Origin of the sequence: Pseudoalteromonas sp. R3 (assembly GCF_004014715.1) — a bacterium.
Lineage (GTDB): Bacteria > Pseudomonadota > Gammaproteobacteria > Enterobacterales > Alteromonadaceae > Pseudoalteromonas.
In genome coordinates this window covers 2,639,766-2,654,824 of the sequence record NZ_CP034835.1, presented here as the reverse complement: position 1 = coordinate 2,654,824, position 15,059 = coordinate 2,639,766, and the positions used below count along the sequence as shown (strand labels likewise).

The window sequence follows — 15,059 nt, the reverse complement described above, 5'->3', positions numbered from 1 at the left end:
AGTGAAAGGACTAATATGAATGTAATAATAGATGAAGCTTGCCTGGATACGATGCAGTCCCTGTTAGGTGAGCAATTTTCAGATACTTTAGTGTTTTGCATCAGCGAATTCGAGCGATTAGAGCGCGAAGTCAGAGAGTCATTACCTGTGGATATTGAAGCTGCCACGCGTAACGCGCATAGCTTAAAATCCAATGCAGCACAGTTTGGGGCAATGAGCTTGTCTGACAGTGCCCGAGAGGTAGAAATGCTGCTTTTGCAGGGCGATGTGAACTCGGCTAAAGAGGCGCTTGGGAGTTTGTCACAGCAAGTGATAGGCTCTACTACTAAGCTGCAACAGTGGTTGATGGCCAACGCATAAGCGTAACGGGTATCTGCACCACATAACCTGACGGCTCAGTGGCGTAATTGAGCTGTCTCCTCTTTGTTATTTCCCTTGCACAGTGGTTGCGAACTAGGCCCACAGGTTGTCGGGCTCTCCTTTTAAAACTCTATGTTGAATGTGCTTTTCTTCCAGTGAGCGGGGCGCTATTCTAGTAGCCTGAATGGGGAGAAATAATGATAAAAATTACTAAAAGCAGCAAACTCAACGGGGTATGCTACGACATTCGTGGGCCCGTATTGTCGCAGGCAAAGAAAATGGAAGATGAGGGCACCAAAGTCCTCAAACTTAATATCGGTAATCCGGCTGCATTTGGTTTTGATATGCCTGAAGATATGCACCGTGACATCATTCGCAACCTGTCAGAAGCTCAGGGGTACTGTGATTCAAAAGGGCTGTATTCTGCCCGTGTAGCTGTTTATCAGCACTATCAGCAGAAAAGCTTACCTAATATAAGCGTAGACAACATATTTATCGGTAATGGAGTGAGTGAGCTCATCCAAATGGTGACTCAGGCATTGTTAAACGACGGTGATGAAGTATTGATCCCCGCACCTGATTACCCGTTGTGGACTGCGTCGGTTAAGTTGTCAGGCGGCAAACCCGTGCACTATTTGTGTGACGAGGCTGCCGACTGGTTTCCTGATTTGGCAGATATTCGAGCTAAAATCACACCTAAAACTCGTGCTTTGGTGTTGATCAATCCAAACAACCCAACAGGGGCTGTCTACAGCAAAGCGCTTCTTGAGGGGCTTATTGATATAGCCAGAGAGCACAACCTGTTGCTACTCAGCGATGAAATCTATGAAAAGATCCTTTACGACGGGGCCGTGCACTGGTCAATTGCATCTTTGTGTGATGATTTACCTGTGATCACTTTTAATGGTCTGGCGAAGACATATCGGGCAGCCGGTCTGCGAATGGGCTGGATGGTACTGAGTGGAAAAGTGTCAGCTATGAAGGACTTGATAGATGGTCTTAATATGCTGGCATCGATGCGACTGTGTGCCAATGTGCCCGCGCAATTTGCGATCCAGCAGGCATTGGGTGGGGTACAGTCTATAGACGGATTGATCCAACCCGGCGGACGCCTGTATGAGCAACGTCAGATTGCCTGGCAAGGGTTGAATGATATTCAGGGTGTTTCCTGTGTTAAGCCTATGGGCGCACTGTATGCTTTCGCTAAAATAGACACGCAACATTTCAATGTGAAAAATGATGAAAGAATGATGCTTGATCTGTTACGTGAAGAGAAAATACTGCTGGTACATGGCAGAGCTTTTAACTGGCCTCAGCCAGATCATTTCCGCTTGGTATTCTTACCGCATATGGATGAGCTGGAGCCTGCCATGGCCAGAATGCAGCGATTCTTCGCACATTATCGCCAGCAATAGGGGCGGTGTGGTATAAATTTATTCACAAATGTTGTCGATGTATTGTGTGTACAGCGTCGGCAACATTTCCAAAATAGTGTGTTTGTCTGCAACGTCGTGACTGCGCAGCACTGTTGCCAATGTCTCTACACTTAACGCCTTCATCATACCCGTAGCGCTCAGCCTGTGACTGATATGCCACGGCTCGGCAGCAACGCCACCCTGATAACGCTGATAGGGCCTAAAGAAACCAAATTCAGCCAGATTTTCACTCAGCCAGTCATTAAATTCGGCAAAAGGGCCACCCTGTTCATATTCCCAGGACTCTAACTGCAACTGTTGCTCTGCTGGAAGACAATTGCTGGCATATACATCCAGATCGGTGCCGAAATGGTGGCGGCTGGCACCGGGCAGAGCAGAGTAGAACATAATGGCATGCACACACGCTTGTGGTGTCAACAAAGACAAGTCGACCGGCTCATTTTTACCGTCTAACACTGGTCGCACACCCTCAACCTTGTTGTTCCAGATCAGGCATTGACGGTGAAAGTCGCGGTGAGCCGATGCAATATTGAACGTAAATCCGGCTTGCTTTGCCGCTTCACTCATGGCGCATAGGTCACGACGGATGGCGCTGTGAATGAACACATGGTCATACGAGACCAGATGGCTGGTAGACAGGCCACATGCCTGAGAGGCGAGTGTGCTGAGGTGGATCATGAGAGCAGTTTCTCCAAGATCAACTCATAGATTTCAGCTAGCTGGTCGAGTGATTTTGCATTCACACACTCGTTAACCTGATGAATGGTTGCATTGACTGGACCCAGTTCAATCACCTTGCAGCCGGTTTGTGCGATAAAGCGGCCATCTGAGGTACCACCCGTAGTTTCGGGGTTTGCATCAATGCCTGTCACCGTTTTGATGGCGTCCAGTGTTACATTCAACAGCGGACCGGGTTCGGTTAAAAAGGGCAGGCCATTCAGTGTCCAGTGAAGTTCATAGTCCAGATCATGCTTGTCGAGTATCTCACACACCCGGGCCTTGAGTTGCTCGGCTGTTACTTCGGTACTGAAGCGAAAGTTAAACTGTATGTCCAGGCTGCCGGGGATCACATTACCTGCTCCGGTGCCACCATGAATGTTTGAGATTTGGAAGCTGGTAGCCGGGAAAAACGCATTTCCCTGGTCCCACTGTATTGTGCTGAGCTCGGTTAATGCCGGTGTAGCAAGGTGGATTGGGTTTTTGGCAAGGTGAGGGTAGGCCACATGACCTTGCACGCCCTTGATGGTCAGGTGTCCGGTCAGTGAGCCACGGCGTCCGTTTTTGACTACGTCACCCAGTTGATCTCTGGACGATGGCTCGCCAACCAGACACATGTCTATTTTCTCATTTCTGGCTTCGAGTAAATCAACCACTTTAGTCGTGCCATTAATAAATGGACCTTCCTCATCTGAGGTGATCAAAAAACTGATCGACCCTTTATGATCAGGAAAACGCGCGACAAAACGCTCTGTGGCCACAACCATAGCCGCCAGTGAGCCTTTCATATCGGCGGCACCACGGCCATGTAACATGCCGTCGTGTATCTCTCCTGAAAACGGCGGATAACGCCAGTCTCGCTCATTGCCGACAGGGACAACATCTGTGTGGCCTGCAAAGCAAAAATGTGGCCCCTGTGTGCCTTTGCGTGCCCAGGTATTGAGCGTATCAACAAAAAAGTGCTCTTCAACTTTAAAGCCCAGCCTACTTAAACGTTCATTGAGCATGGCCTGACACCCAGCGTCCTCAGGTGTAACGGAAGGGCGCTGGATTAGGGCTTTCGCAAGCGCGACTACCTCGCTGTGTGTCTCACTCATAGCGAGAAAATATCCTGATATTGTGGTGCTTTAAAGCCAAGGTGATATTGACCTGCGTGGAGTAAAATGGGGCGCTTGATCATAGCAGGTGCTGCCAGCATATGTTTTTGTGCGCTGTCTGCATCAAGGTTTTGTTTATCTTCATCACTCAGGGCACGATAAGTCGTCCCACGTTTGTTGAGTACATTTTCCCAACCTAATGCATCAACAAACTCAGCCAGCATCTGCGCGTCCAGTCCGTCTTTACGATAATCGTGAAAGGTATAGCTGATGTCGTTTTGTTCAAGGAATTTCTTGGCTTTTTTAATGGTATCGCAGTTGCTGATACCGTACATAATAGTGGTCATAAATTACATGCCCTGGCTAATGTGATTAGCGGATCTTTGCCCGCAGTGACTTGATTTAAAGGATAATAACATGGACCCAGCTTGTCTGCATTGAGCAGTATTAAGGTGCCCAGAATGTCGACATCGCTCGGTACATCGAAATAACACAAAATATCGCCCATCGCGACCTGCTTTTTACCATAGCTGTGTTGAATAAGGTGCTCTGTTTTTCGATATTCTGCTGGCAGCAACAGGTGCAGCAATATCAGCAAACCAGACTTTGTCCTAATTACAAACTCACACCCTTGTTGGCTGATTTTTTCAACTTTTGCCGGGCAGGGGGCTAACATCATCGCTGCATTGAGCTTGACACATACGCCAGGACCTAGCATGCCGCTGGCAAACAAAGGCTCGGGATGATGACTGAGTGGATGTACCTTACCGGTAAAGGGGCTGGCAATGTGCATGATCGGATTGGCAATTTGCGCAATCGGCGCGTAATTAATCTGCTGTGATAAGTGCATCAGACAAACAAGTATCCGTCTTTTTTGAGTGCTTTAATGGCATCAGGAAGTTGTGCTTCTTTAACCAAAATGTAGTCGGTGTCATAGGTGGAAATCGAAAAAATTGACACATTCGCTGCGGCCAGCACGCCTGAAATATTGGCCATGATACCGGTTAGGGAAAATCCCAGCGGCCCAATGATTTCCAGTGCACGCCAGTTTGGTTCAGTCGCAAAACTGTCAAATTGGAGTGTACTTGGACAAACTATAGAAAGCTCTTCGGAGGTTTTTGCAATGAAGAATATCTCAGCGGACATCACTTCTGCGGGCACAGCCTGATCACTATCCAGACTATGGATGGTAAAATTGTGCGGCAATACCTGCAATGTTTGCTTCGACATATCCGAGTCCTGACACCTGTGACTCTTTCATAGTATAGCCAAGCATGGCCAAAAGAAACCTTTTTCCGTTGACTGCACACCTTGCCAAGGTGTAATTCGGGAAGCACGTATGCTTCCCGAACAAGGCGATAAATCCAATTGATAGGTTACTGGTCGTTTTGTCCTGCCTGGATAGCTGTAAGTGCGATGGTATAAACAATATCATCAACCAGCGCGCCGCGGCTGAGGTCATTAACAGGCTTACGCATACCTTGTAGCATTGGCCCTATGCTGATCAGGTCAGCACTTCGCTGAACAGCTTTATAGGTAGTATTACCAGTATTGAGGTCCGGAAATACAAATACCGTCGCTTTACCAGCCACTTTGCTGTTTGGCGCTTTCTTACGTGCGACATTTTCCATAATGGCTGCGTCGTACTGCAGTGGCCCGTCAATGTCCAAATCTGGGCGTTTTTGTTGTGCAATACGCGTTGCTTCACGCACTTTGTCGACATCGGCTCCCTGGCCAGATGTGCCGGTACTATAGCTGATCATCGCCACTTTAGGCTCAATGCCAAACGCAGCGGCAGACTCAGCAGATTGAATAGCAATGTCAGCCAGTTGCTCTGCGGTAGGATCCGGGTTAATGGCACAGTCACCATAAACCAGAACCTGATCGGGCAGCAGCATGAAAAACACGGAACTAACCAGGGATGAATCCGGGGCCGTTTTGATTAGCTGAAGTGGTGGCCGAATAGTGTTCGCGGTGGTGTTGACTGCTCCCGATACCAAGCCATCCACTTTGTTTTCTGCCAGCATCATGGTACCCAGCACCACGTTATCCTGCAGTTGCTCTGCCGCTACAACTTCAGTCAGGCCCTTATTTTTGCGTAGCTCAACCATAGGGGCAATGTATTTTTCAACCTCTTCATTGGGGTCGAGAATAGTGACATTATCATTAAGCTCTACCCCTTGCTGCGCGGCAATACGTTCGATTTCTTCTCTGTCACCCAGCAGGACTGTTTTCGCGATGCCTCGTTCACCGCAGATAGCTGCGGCTTTAATAGTGCGAGGCTCGTTGCCCTCTGGTAGTACGATGGTTTTATTCGCTTTACGTGCTGAATCAGTCAACAAGAAGCGAAATGCCGGAGGCGATAATTTTCGGGTTCGAGCCACGCCCTGAGCCAGTGAGTCCAGCCAGTCCGCATCAATATGATCGGCATTATGCTGTTTCACTTTGTCGATACGCTGTTCATCATCAGCAGGGACTTCCATGTTGAAGTTGTGCAATAACAATGAGGTACGCCAGGTATCTGCTGTGGTAGCGAGGATTGGCAGGCCCGTTGCCATAGCCTGCTCGCACAGTTCCATGATCTTGGCTTCGGGTTTGAATCCGCCAGTGAGCAAAATGGCACCCAGCTTGGTGCCGTTCATAGCACTCAAACAGCCCGCAACCAGAATATCTGAGCGGTCACCTGGCGTTACCAACAGGGCGCCAGGCGTAAAGTGATTGAGGATATTTGAGACGGTTCTGGCACAAAACGTAACGCGCCTTAAACGACGGTGCGCCATGTCGCCGGCATTGATCACTTCCGCACCCAGATAATTACTCAGATCAACCACTCGCGGCGCGACCAGATCAAAATCCCATGGGATAGCACCAAGTAACATGAAAGGGTGCTTGCGGAAGATAGGCAAAGAAGCCAGCCTGTTAAGCTCATTTTCTAGTTGCTCCGGCTCGTGCTGGTCAACCAGATCAGCACGTGCTCGGCCGTCTTCATCAAGTGGTGCGTTTACTTTATTGAAGATACAGCCCAATACCCGAGCATGGTCAACGCCACCATAATTACCAGCGGCGATTTCCAGACGGTCTTCGAGTTGGTCATTGCTGTCGTTGCCCGGAGTGAGTACAAATACAATATCTGCACCGAGTGTTTGGGCTATTTCTCGGTTGACACGACCTGCATAAGGCTGGCGGCGTGTTGGCACCATGCCTTCGATAATGGCCACTTCACCTGGGTTAATGGCACTTTCAAAGCGCTCGACTATTTCTTCGAGCAAATCGTCACCTTTGCCGTCGCCTATCATTTGTTCGGCATAGCTCAGCTCAAATGGTTTAGGCGGGGAAATTGATGAACCTTGCTGTACGATTAAAGTTGATTTTTCCGGACCTGTGTCTTCCTTTCGTGGTTGTGCAATGGGCTTAAAAAAATTAACCGCAACGGCTTTTTGTTCCAGCGCGCGCACCAGTCCAACCGACACGGACGTCAAGCCAACACCGGTTGAAATAGGGATCAACATAATACGACGGCTCATGGTTTAATGCTCCTGTGCCAGTTGCGCGGCATCATGGGCAATCACCCACTCTTCATTGGTCGGGATCACCAGTGCTTTGGTAGCAGCACCTGAGCGCGTAATTTCTCCTTGTTTGCCAAAGCGGGCATCCAGGTTTGCCTGCTCATCAATCTGCATACCCAAAAAGCCAAGTTGATCAACTACTTTAGCGCGGATAACATCTGAGTTTTCACCAATACCACCGGTAAAGACCAGCGCATCAACACCACCCAGGGGCACAGCAAAACTGGCAATTTGTTTGGCCAGACGATAACAAAACATTTCCAACGCCAGAGTCGCTTGTCGGTGTCCGTTCGCAGCAGCTTCCTCGATGGTACGGCAGTCATTAGACAATTCACTGATCCCCAGCAGACCACTTTGTTTGTTCAGTAAGGTATCTACCTGTTCAACGCTGTAATCGAGCTGGTTAACCAGGTAGGAGAAAAGCCCTGGGTCTATATCACCGCTGCGAGTGCCCATGATCAGACCCTCCAGAGGTGTCAGCCCCATACTGGTATCCACCGACTTACCGTCTTTTATTGCGCATACAGAGCAGCCATTGCCAAGGTGTGCCGTGATAATGCGAGAACTTTTCTGCTCAAGGCCTAATGCTTTGATGGCTTGAGTCGATACAAAGTAGTGACTAGTTCCATGGAAGCCATAACGACGAATACCATGAGTTTTGTATAGCGCATAGGGTAGTGCGTACAGGTAAGCGGTAGGTGCCATGCTCTGATGGAAAGCTGTGTCGAATACTGCGACCTGGGGCAAGTGGCTAAATGCCTGAGTCGCTGCGTCAATACCTAGCAGGTTAGCCGGGTTATGTAATGGCGCCAGGTCGGCCGTTTTGACAATTGCCTGGAGTACAGTGTCATCTATCAGTGCGGACTGTGTGAAGTGTTCACCACCATGCACAACCCGGTGACCCACGGCAACCAGCTCTTTGTCCAACCCAAGGGACTTGACCAGTTCAACCAGTTTGTCGATAGCAACCTGGTGAGCATCGCCAGCTTTAAGTGCGACAATGTGCTTTTGGCCCTCATGTTTATATTTTATCTGTGGGTCGCTTTCGCCGAGGCGCTCTGCGAGTCCAGAAAGGTGTTCCTGGGCGGTTTTTGGGTCTATGATTGCGAACTTGAGGCTGGAGCTGCCACAATTGAGTACCAGAACATGGGAAGATGACATAATGACTATCCGTTTTGACAATAACTGTTATTGCGTATTAAGCTAAATGAAAAGGCGCATTTAGCTTAATATTAGACTAAGGTATAATTGACGAGTATGAAGTTAATTTTACCCGATTTTTTTAAGAAACGTTAGGCCATCGGTATTGGTTTATCGTGATTTGTTGCTAGTTTTATTGATTGGAAAGTAGACGGCGGTCGATGACAAGTAAGCAAGAGGTTAATCGTGTTGCTGTGCTTCACGAAATTGGCCAAATGTAAGTTGTCAGTTGCCGTTTTAAGTTGATATAACGAGTAAAAATTTGCCCTTGCACCCGGGAGTTATGATGCAGAAAAGTCTTATTTCACAAGTGCAACTTGGACGTCAGTACGCCAAAGAGTGGCCAATGCGCAAGGAATTGACGCTGTTATTCCCGAATTCAGAGTAATTAAGGCGACTGAATTTGCCCTCCAAGTGATGCCGGTGTTGGCGCTTATCTCAGTTTTTATTCAGACTTCGTACCTGGGAATGGCGTATTTACCTCAGGCCATCACGATTGCTCTGTTCTTTTTGTCTTTACCAGTACAGGGTTTGCTGTGGCTTGGTAAGCGGGCAGATACACGCTTGAATCCGGCGTTGAATAGTTGGTACAAAGAGCTTTATCACAAAATGGTGGCCAATGGTTATCAGGCCGATGCCTCTCGGGATCCCAAATACCGGGAGTTGGCTAAACTGCTCAAAGATATGTTTGAGAAAATGGACAAAGCATTTGCAAAAGAAAACCTCTGACAAACCAGAGGTTTTCTTTTATCTTTGATAAGTGCTGCCACCAGCCTGGTCAGGCTTTTTGGTAGCAAGTTACCAAAAAGGAAAAAGTGACCTGGTGATCTGGCGCTTGTTCCAGCGTTTGATAGTGGCTCTCTTTGAACTTCCACGCAAATGGTGTCATCTTGATTAGATGCTTAACAATGTCTGTTGCCACTTGCTGTGTTTGTTCGAGATGAAGCTGTTCGACTTCAACAAATCCTGGCGGACAATCTGGCGCGTCGTGCAGGCGTACGTCATCATAGATATGTTGTTTTAACTCATACAGGTGCTTAGGTCCCGGGCTGACAACCAATAAGTGTCCTTCGGGCTTTAGCAGGCGCGCCATTTCCTCAGCAAACACTGGGGCAAATACACTTAACAACACATCTGCCTGTCCAGCGGTGAATGGCGCATCCTTAATTGAAGCGACACTAAAGTGGACCTGAGGGTAGCGTTTTGCTGCGTACCTGATAGCCGGTTTAGAAATGTCCACGCCAAATACCTGACTGGTCTCAGGTAGCGCGCTGGCAATAGCCTGAGTATAAAAGCCCTCTCCACAGCCCAAGTCTATGACAGATGCGCAGGGCATAGCTGAAATAGTGTGCGCAAGGTGGGTTTGTAAAAACTGATAGTGCTGGGTGGCAAAAAAAGCACGCCGAGCCTGCACCATATCCAGATTATCACCAGGCTGGCGGGAGTTTTTAAACTGGACCGGAAGCAGGTTAACATACCCTTCTTTTGCCACATCAAACTGATGATTGTGATCACAACGAAGCGTTTTGTTTTGCTCTGTCAAAGGTGTTGAGCAAATGGGGCAGCGATAATGCAGCGTCATTTATCTAAGTAGTCCCTATCATAAAAGGTTTTGACCCAGTGTGGTCGGTAGGTGATCAGTAAGGTGATGGCCATTCCGTTAAGCATGGCTTCCGGAAACCACATGATGATCGCGTAAAAAATATAATTGTCGACCAGCACGGGCCAGTCATAAAGTCCGATACTGAGGTAGTAAAGCGCACTTATCGCTATTTTACTGGCAGCTACCAGACCCCCGCACAAAAATGCACAGACAAAGATATATACGAAAAAGTGGCGGCTGAGAAAGTGGTAGCAGAGTAAAAACAGGCTATAGCTCAAATAGACAGGTAGCAGGGCAGTAAACAGCCAAAATGCCCAAAAGTTGTCGATTGGCATAGGGCCAAAGAAGTAACTGAGCAAAGCTGCCAGCGTAGTGCACAGCAGGCCCATATGCCAGCCAAGTGTGAGTGTCGCCGCGGTGATCCCCAAAATATGGATAGACAATTGCGGTAATATACCAGCCTGGATCTGCCACAACAGTGCCATTACCAGCGCACAAGCCAGCACGCCGGTTTGCCGTGCCGGCGTTTGCAACAGTGCCTGATACTGTTTTTTATTAATACTCAGGGCGAATAAGCCCATAGCTACAACAGCGGTGAACATATCAACTATAAATTAAACGTTGCCCATACCGGCGCATGGTCTGAGGGCTTTTCAATGCCTCGCAGTTCATAATCAATGTCGCTTTCGACACATTTTGCCATCAAAGGAGCTGTAGCTAGAACAACGTCGATGCGCAGGCCACGATTGTCATCAAATCCCTTAGAGCGATAGTCAAACCAGGAATATTTATCACAGGCATCCGGTGTTAATTCACGGAAGGTATCTTTGAGACCCCAGTCCAGTAGAGTTTGCAGCCACTCACGCTCAATTGGCTGGAACGAGCATTTGCCGGTTTTCAGCCAGCGCTTGCGATTAGGCTCGCCAATGCCGATATCCAAATCAACAGGGGAAATATTGATATCACCCATGACTATCAGATTTTCGCCGTTATCTGCTGTCGTGTTCAGGTGGGTCATTAAATCAGCATAGAACTGACGTTTGTACGGAAATTTGGTTTCGTGATTAATGTTATCACCCTGCGGGAAGTAACCATTCATCACCGTGACGTCTTCACCATTGTCACTTTCAAAGGTGCCGATGATCATCCGCTTCTGCGACTCTTCGGTATCTGTTGCAAACCCTTTTTGGATCAATTTGGCAGGTTTTTTCGAGAGCAGTGCAACACCATAGTGCGCTTTTTGTCCGTGAAAATAGACATGGTAGCCCATTGCCTCAACATCCGCGACGGGAAAGGCTTCGTCATGTACTTTGATTTCCTGCAGCCCAATTACATCAGGTTGATGTTTGTCGATAAGGGCTTGCAGTTGGTGCAGGCGAGCGCGCAGGCCATTTATATTGAATGAGATAACTTTCATCGTTGTTGTTCTTAATTTGCATATAGTCAGTGACGTTAAGTCTATCATTTTTGTCTGCGTGAATGGAGGGGCAGGTGCGAATTTAGCTGGGTATGTTCGGCCCTTCAGGTGTTCTAAAAATTGGGAATTGCGCCGTCTAAAATTGTTAATGAATGCGAAAATTGTAACGGCTTTAAAGCGCCTGATTAGGGAGATGTGAATAGGCTATTAAATGATCAAGAAAGTTCATTTTTACCATTTACACACTAAAACTTGTATATATAATGCGCACCAATTCGTTCATTTGGGGTAAATTATGTTTAAGTCTCTCTCTCTTGTTACACTGATCTCGATTGCATCTTTTTCTGCTACTGCTGCACCAGTTGTGAGCGGTAACGCATCACCAGAATCTAAAGTATGCGCTATCGCGGCGGAACAAGGTCTGAGTGCTGCACGTGCATATGGAGCGAAGCACGGTGTATTCGTATCACGTTTTTCTAAGACGCTTGAGTGTAACGGTGAAGACATCCGTTCATTTGCCAAACAGGCACAGGCTGAGTCTGCGAATACCGAAGCGAAAGTGAAGCTTGTCGCTAAAAACAGCACGATTGCTACTGAGCTTTGTCTGAAAGCAGCTAAAGAGGGACTTTCCAGTCTGGGTAAACTTCGCCATCAGACACGTAACCTGAAGTGCAATGATGTACCGGTTAAGCAGTTTATTAAAAACATCAATAATACTGCTATCTAAATATCCGCGATAAATGCAATAAAAAGCCCGCAGTGCGGGCTTTTTTGATCTCGCTGTAAATGCATCTTCCAGAGCATCACCGGTCGAGTTTTCATGTAATCTACATGCTAAAATGTAACCTCTGCATTAATTTGTTTCTCTTTTGTATTACATATATGTTCTTAATGTGTTTTTCATATGTTATAAAATGTTTGGTTATTACAAATATAATTAACACTATGGAGAAGAGGAAGAATGAAAAAGGGGATTACACTTACTGCACTGGCGGTCTCAACAGTACTTTCAGGTAGTTTACAGGTTGCCATGGCGGAAGAAGGTGAAGTTGAACGCATTGAGGTGACGGGATCACACATCAAACGCTCTGACATGGAAGGACCTTCACCGGTTCAAACTATTTCAGCATCTGATCTCGCTGCCACAGGGTCAACTGATCTGATTGGTGCTTTACAAAAGCTACCGGTTGCTGGCACGGGTACTTTTAGTACTCAGGGTAACTCCAGTGATGACACCGCTAACGGTGGTTCCAGCGTCGCGTTACGTGGCCTTGGTGCATCATCGACTCTGGTATTGATTAATGGTCGACGGGTGGCTGTAAGCCCATTTGCAAAAGACATAGAAACGTCTTTCGTTGACTTAAATACCATCCCGGTTTCTGCGGTAAAGCGCATTGATGTACTTAAAGATGGCGCATCGGCTACCTATGGATCAGATGCGGTGGCAGGTGTTATTAACATCATCTTACGTAACGACATCGATGGCTTTGAAGTCGCGGCTAAAGTCTCTGATACAGCCGATGGTGGCGGCGAAGAGCAAAACTTTACTTTACTTTGGGGTAACTCTACCAGCAAAGGACATCACAACTTTACGCTTGATTACTTCAAACGTGGTGATGTTTTTTACTCCGATCGGGATTATACAGCAACGGCTGACCAACGTTTTCGTGGCGGTAATAACTCGCTAAGTTCATCTGGTTTCCCTGGTAGCGTAGAAGTGGTTCGTAACATGTTAACGGACGAACAGTGGGCGCGCTTACCCGTTGTACGTGTAGAGGACGATGGCACCCAAGTTCGCCAAACTCTGTTCGCTGATGTATGGGGTAATGATGTCTGTCCTGCGGACATGATTATCGGGGATGTATGTCGTTATGACTATGCGCCGCATATGAGCCTGGTGCCCTCAACCGAGCGAGTGACTTTTAACTACAATGGTGTCCAGGAGATCATGGACGGTATTGAAGGCTTCGCTGAGTTTTCGGCGCAGCATGCCTCGACCTTTATTCAGGGTGCCGGAAGCCCGAGTTTTACTGAACTGACAATGGCGGGTGACAACCCCAACCATCCCCTGGCTGATCAGCCCGATCACTTCCTTCATGGTGTAGACATCTCAATGCGACGCCGGACCGTCGACATTGGCAACCGTAAAAAAGACGTTGACTCGGAATACTATCGTGCTGTGATGGGGATGCGTGGTCAATGGCAGGATTGGGAATGGGAGTTTGCTTACTCAGCTATCCGCTCTAGCGCCGTTGAAAAAGGCTTCGATGGCTTCCCCAATAAATTACGCGCTCAGCAAGCAATAGATACGGGCCTGTGGAACCCGTTTGAGCCAAGTTCAAATACTCAGGCCGGATTGGACTTTTTTGAGACAACGACCACCCGATATGGCTCTTCGACCATGCAATCACTTGATGGCACCATTTCCGGTGAGCTATTTGAATTTGGGGATGGTTATGTCTCTGCGGCGTTCGGTTTTGAGCACCGCTACGAGAAAATTGAAGACAATCCGGATAGTCAGTATATCCGCGGTGAAATTTTTGGCACCGAAGCGACACAAGCCAATGGTGATCGGGACAATACCGCGGTCTTTGCGGAATTTAGCGCGCCATTACTGGATAACCTTGAACTTCAGTTAGCACTGCGCCACGAGGATTACAGTGATTTTGGTAATACCACGGATCCTAAAGTCGCCTTTCGCTGGACACCCATAGATTCTGTTGTGGTGCGCGGCTCCTGGGGCACGGCATTCCGCGCACCTTCGCTCGTTCAGTTGCATCTGGGGCGCACCGACGAATCACCGAGTGTGATTGACAAAGAGCGTTGTAAGCAAACAGGTGCTGATGTGGATTGTTCACCTACCGAATATACCGCCATCGTTGCAGGTAACAAGCAATTGCAACCGGAAGAGTCGGAGAACTTCAACCTGGGCGTGATCTGGCAGGCAACGGACACCTTTAGTATTGGGGTAGACTACTGGAATTATGATCAGGAAGACTTGATCAAGAAAATTGGTGCGCAAAAGCTGGTCGACTGTTGTGGTACCGATCCTAATCTGGTTGTGCGCGCTCCCAGCCAGGGCAGCACTTTAGGCCGTATCCTGACAATCAATGATACCTTCGTGAACATTGGTGGTCGTGAAACGGACGGTCTGGACTTAGACATCGAATATTTGCTTAACACTTCTGAGATGGGTGAATTCCGTTTTAATTACAACCTCACTTATACACTGAACTTTGAAGAGCAATCGTTTGAAAGTGATGATGACGGAAATACTACGACGGTTGTTGAAGACCTCAATGGTGAGTACCAGCACCCTAAATACCGTTGGACAGCCGGGGTTGACTGGTCGATGGATGACTTTGTCGCTAACCTGAGTTTTAACTATGTTGATAAGAACCTGGACCTGGCAGACAGCAACGGGGATAAATATGAAATCGACTCCTGGACGACGGTTGATACCAGCGTAAGCTATGTCGGCTACGAAAAACTAACCGTGACTTTAGGTGCATCAAACCTGTTTAATGAAGAGGCGCCCCTGGCTCCGTCTGAATCTATGGGTATTGATAACAAGACCCACAGCGCTTTGGGTCGCCAGGTATATCTGAAGTTTGGCTATCAGTTTTAATTAACGGTGTAAGAATGCAAAAAGCCAGTGTTATC

The 15,059-nt window shown here is 47.8% G+C and carries 14 protein-coding genes and 1 pseudogene; 5 read left to right on the top strand and 10 right to left on the bottom strand.

Annotated features, from left to right (window positions below; genetic code table 11):
• Positions 1–15 precede the first annotated feature (15 nt).
• Together ELR70_RS16550 and ELR70_RS16545 are read left to right on the top strand one after the other, a co-directional pair.
• Entirely contained in the window at positions 16–360 is a 345-nt protein-coding gene (locus ELR70_RS16550) for an Hpt domain-containing protein (protein WP_054016826.1), read from the top strand.
• Positions 361–557: 197 nt separating this feature from the next.
• Positions 558–1,775: a pyridoxal phosphate-dependent aminotransferase gene (locus ELR70_RS16545; protein ID WP_054016827.1), complete on the top strand. Its 1,218-nt coding sequence runs from the start codon at positions 558–560 to the stop codon at positions 1,773–1,775.
• An 18-nt stretch (positions 1,776–1,793) separates the two neighbouring features.
• Here the strand turns inward: ELR70_RS16545 and ELR70_RS16540 are convergent, their stop codons facing one another.
• From ELR70_RS16540 to ELR70_RS16510, 7 genes are all read right to left on the bottom strand, one after another.
• Entirely contained in the window at positions 1,794–2,474 is a 681-nt protein-coding gene (locus ELR70_RS16540; RefSeq protein ID WP_054016828.1) for a M15 family metallopeptidase, read from the bottom strand.
• Positions 2,471–3,610 carry a succinyl-diaminopimelate desuccinylase gene (gene dapE / locus ELR70_RS16535; protein WP_054016829.1) on the bottom strand — a complete coding sequence of 380 codons (1,140 nt, stop codon included), beginning with the start codon at positions 3,608–3,610 and terminating at the stop codon, positions 2,471–2,473. Before dapE ends, ELR70_RS16540 begins: the two co-directional genes overlap by 4 nt.
• Positions 3,607–3,957: an ArsC family reductase gene (locus ELR70_RS16530; protein ID WP_054016830.1), complete on the bottom strand. Its 351-nt coding sequence runs from the start codon at positions 3,955–3,957 to the stop codon at positions 3,607–3,609. The genes dapE and ELR70_RS16530 overlap by 4 nt, the downstream gene beginning before the upstream one ends.
• Positions 3,954–4,460 carry a PTS glucose transporter subunit IIA gene (locus ELR70_RS16525; protein WP_082353296.1) on the bottom strand — a complete coding sequence of 169 codons (507 nt, stop codon included), beginning with the start codon at positions 4,458–4,460 and terminating at the stop codon, positions 3,954–3,956. The genes ELR70_RS16530 and ELR70_RS16525 overlap by 4 nt, the downstream gene beginning before the upstream one ends.
• Positions 4,460–4,840, bottom strand: coding sequence for an ACT domain-containing protein (locus ELR70_RS16520; protein WP_054016832.1), 381 nt, complete (start codon positions 4,838–4,840; stop codon positions 4,460–4,462). Before ELR70_RS16520 ends, ELR70_RS16525 begins: the two co-directional genes overlap by 1 nt.
• Before the next feature lie 146 nt (positions 4,841–4,986).
• On the bottom strand, positions 4,987–7,134 hold the full coding sequence (gene pta / locus ELR70_RS16515) for a phosphate acetyltransferase (RefSeq protein WP_054016833.1): 2,148 nt from the start codon (positions 7,132–7,134) through the stop codon (positions 4,987–4,989).
• Between the two features lie 3 nt (positions 7,135–7,137).
• Positions 7,138–8,337: an acetate kinase gene (locus ELR70_RS16510; RefSeq protein ID WP_054016834.1), complete on the bottom strand. Its 1,200-nt coding sequence runs from the start codon at positions 8,335–8,337 to the stop codon at positions 7,138–7,140.
• A gap of 385 nt (positions 8,338–8,722) precedes the next feature.
• On the opposite strand from ELR70_RS16510, the pseudogene yfbV reads away from it, so the two are divergent.
• Positions 8,723–9,105: pseudogene (gene yfbV / locus ELR70_RS16505) on the top strand (terminus macrodomain insulation protein YfbV).
• A 49-nt stretch (positions 9,106–9,154) separates the two neighbouring features.
• On the opposite strand, the gene rlmA reads toward yfbV, so the two are convergent.
• From rlmA to xthA, 3 genes are read right to left on the bottom strand one after another with little or no spacing between them, the layout of a single operon-like run.
• Complete coding sequence (gene rlmA / locus ELR70_RS16500) at positions 9,155–9,958, bottom strand: 23S rRNA (guanine(745)-N(1))-methyltransferase (RefSeq protein ID WP_054016836.1); 804 nt, start codon at positions 9,956–9,958, stop codon at positions 9,155–9,157.
• Positions 9,955–10,581 (bottom strand): energy-coupling factor ABC transporter permease, encoded by a 627-nt coding sequence (locus tag ELR70_RS16495; RefSeq protein ID WP_054016837.1) that lies wholly within the window; start codon positions 10,579–10,581, stop codon positions 9,955–9,957. The genes rlmA and ELR70_RS16495 overlap by 4 nt, the downstream gene beginning before the upstream one ends.
• Before the next feature lie 5 nt (positions 10,582–10,586).
• Positions 10,587–11,396, bottom strand: coding sequence for an exodeoxyribonuclease III (xthA, locus tag ELR70_RS16490; protein WP_054016838.1), 810 nt, complete (start codon positions 11,394–11,396; stop codon positions 10,587–10,589).
• A gap of 295 nt (positions 11,397–11,691) precedes the next feature.
• Here xthA and ELR70_RS16485 point away from each other — a divergent pair, with 295 nt between their 5' ends.
• On the top strand, positions 11,692–12,123 hold the full coding sequence (locus tag ELR70_RS16485) for a hypothetical protein (RefSeq protein WP_054016839.1): 432 nt from the start codon (positions 11,692–11,694) through the stop codon (positions 12,121–12,123).
• 234 nt (positions 12,124–12,357) lie between these two features.
• The gene (locus tag ELR70_RS16480; protein ID WP_054016840.1) at positions 12,358–15,024 is read left to right on the top strand and encodes a TonB-dependent receptor; all 2,667 of its coding nucleotides are present in this window, start codon (positions 12,358–12,360) and stop codon (positions 15,022–15,024) included.
• Positions 15,025–15,059 lie beyond the last annotated feature (35 nt).

What these genes read in the sequence shown, in the direction of transcription:
- ELR70_RS16550 (WP_054016826.1), top strand. Translation starts at nt 16, where the DNA reads ATGAATGTAATAATAGATGAAGCTTGCCTGGATACGATGCAGTCCCTG.
- ELR70_RS16545 (WP_054016827.1), top strand. Translation starts at nt 558, where the DNA reads ATGATAAAAATTACTAAAAGCAGCAAACTCAACGGGGTATGCTACGAC.
- ELR70_RS16540 (WP_054016828.1), bottom strand. Translation starts at nt 2,474, where the DNA reads ATGATCCACCTCAGCACACTCGCCTCTCAGGCATGTGGCCTGTCTACC.
- dapE (WP_054016829.1), bottom strand. Translation starts at nt 3,610, where the DNA reads ATGAGTGAGACACACAGCGAGGTAGTCGCGCTTGCGAAAGCCCTAATC.
- ELR70_RS16530 (WP_054016830.1), bottom strand. Translation starts at nt 3,957, where the DNA reads ATGACCACTATTATGTACGGTATCAGCAACTGCGATACCATTAAAAAA.
- ELR70_RS16525 (WP_082353296.1), bottom strand. Translation starts at nt 4,460, where the DNA reads ATGCACTTATCACAGCAGATTAATTACGCGCCGATTGCGCAAATTGCC.
- ELR70_RS16520 (WP_054016832.1), bottom strand. Translation starts at nt 4,840, where the DNA reads ATGTCGAAGCAAACATTGCAGGTATTGCCGCACAATTTTACCATCCAT.
- pta (WP_054016833.1), bottom strand. Translation starts at nt 7,134, where the DNA reads ATGAGCCGTCGTATTATGTTGATCCCTATTTCAACCGGTGTTGGCTTG.
- ELR70_RS16510 (WP_054016834.1), bottom strand. Translation starts at nt 8,337, where the DNA reads ATGTCATCTTCCCATGTTCTGGTACTCAATTGTGGCAGCTCCAGCCTC.
- rlmA (WP_054016836.1), bottom strand. Translation starts at nt 9,958, where the DNA reads ATGACGCTGCATTATCGCTGCCCCATTTGCTCAACACCTTTGACAGAG.
- ELR70_RS16495 (WP_054016837.1), bottom strand. Translation starts at nt 10,581, where the DNA reads ATGTTCACCGCTGTTGTAGCTATGGGCTTATTCGCCCTGAGTATTAAT.
- xthA (WP_054016838.1), bottom strand. Translation starts at nt 11,396, where the DNA reads ATGAAAGTTATCTCATTCAATATAAATGGCCTGCGCGCTCGCCTGCAC.
- ELR70_RS16485 (WP_054016839.1), top strand. Translation starts at nt 11,692, where the DNA reads ATGTTTAAGTCTCTCTCTCTTGTTACACTGATCTCGATTGCATCTTTT.
- ELR70_RS16480 (WP_054016840.1), top strand. Translation starts at nt 12,358, where the DNA reads ATGAAAAAGGGGATTACACTTACTGCACTGGCGGTCTCAACAGTACTT.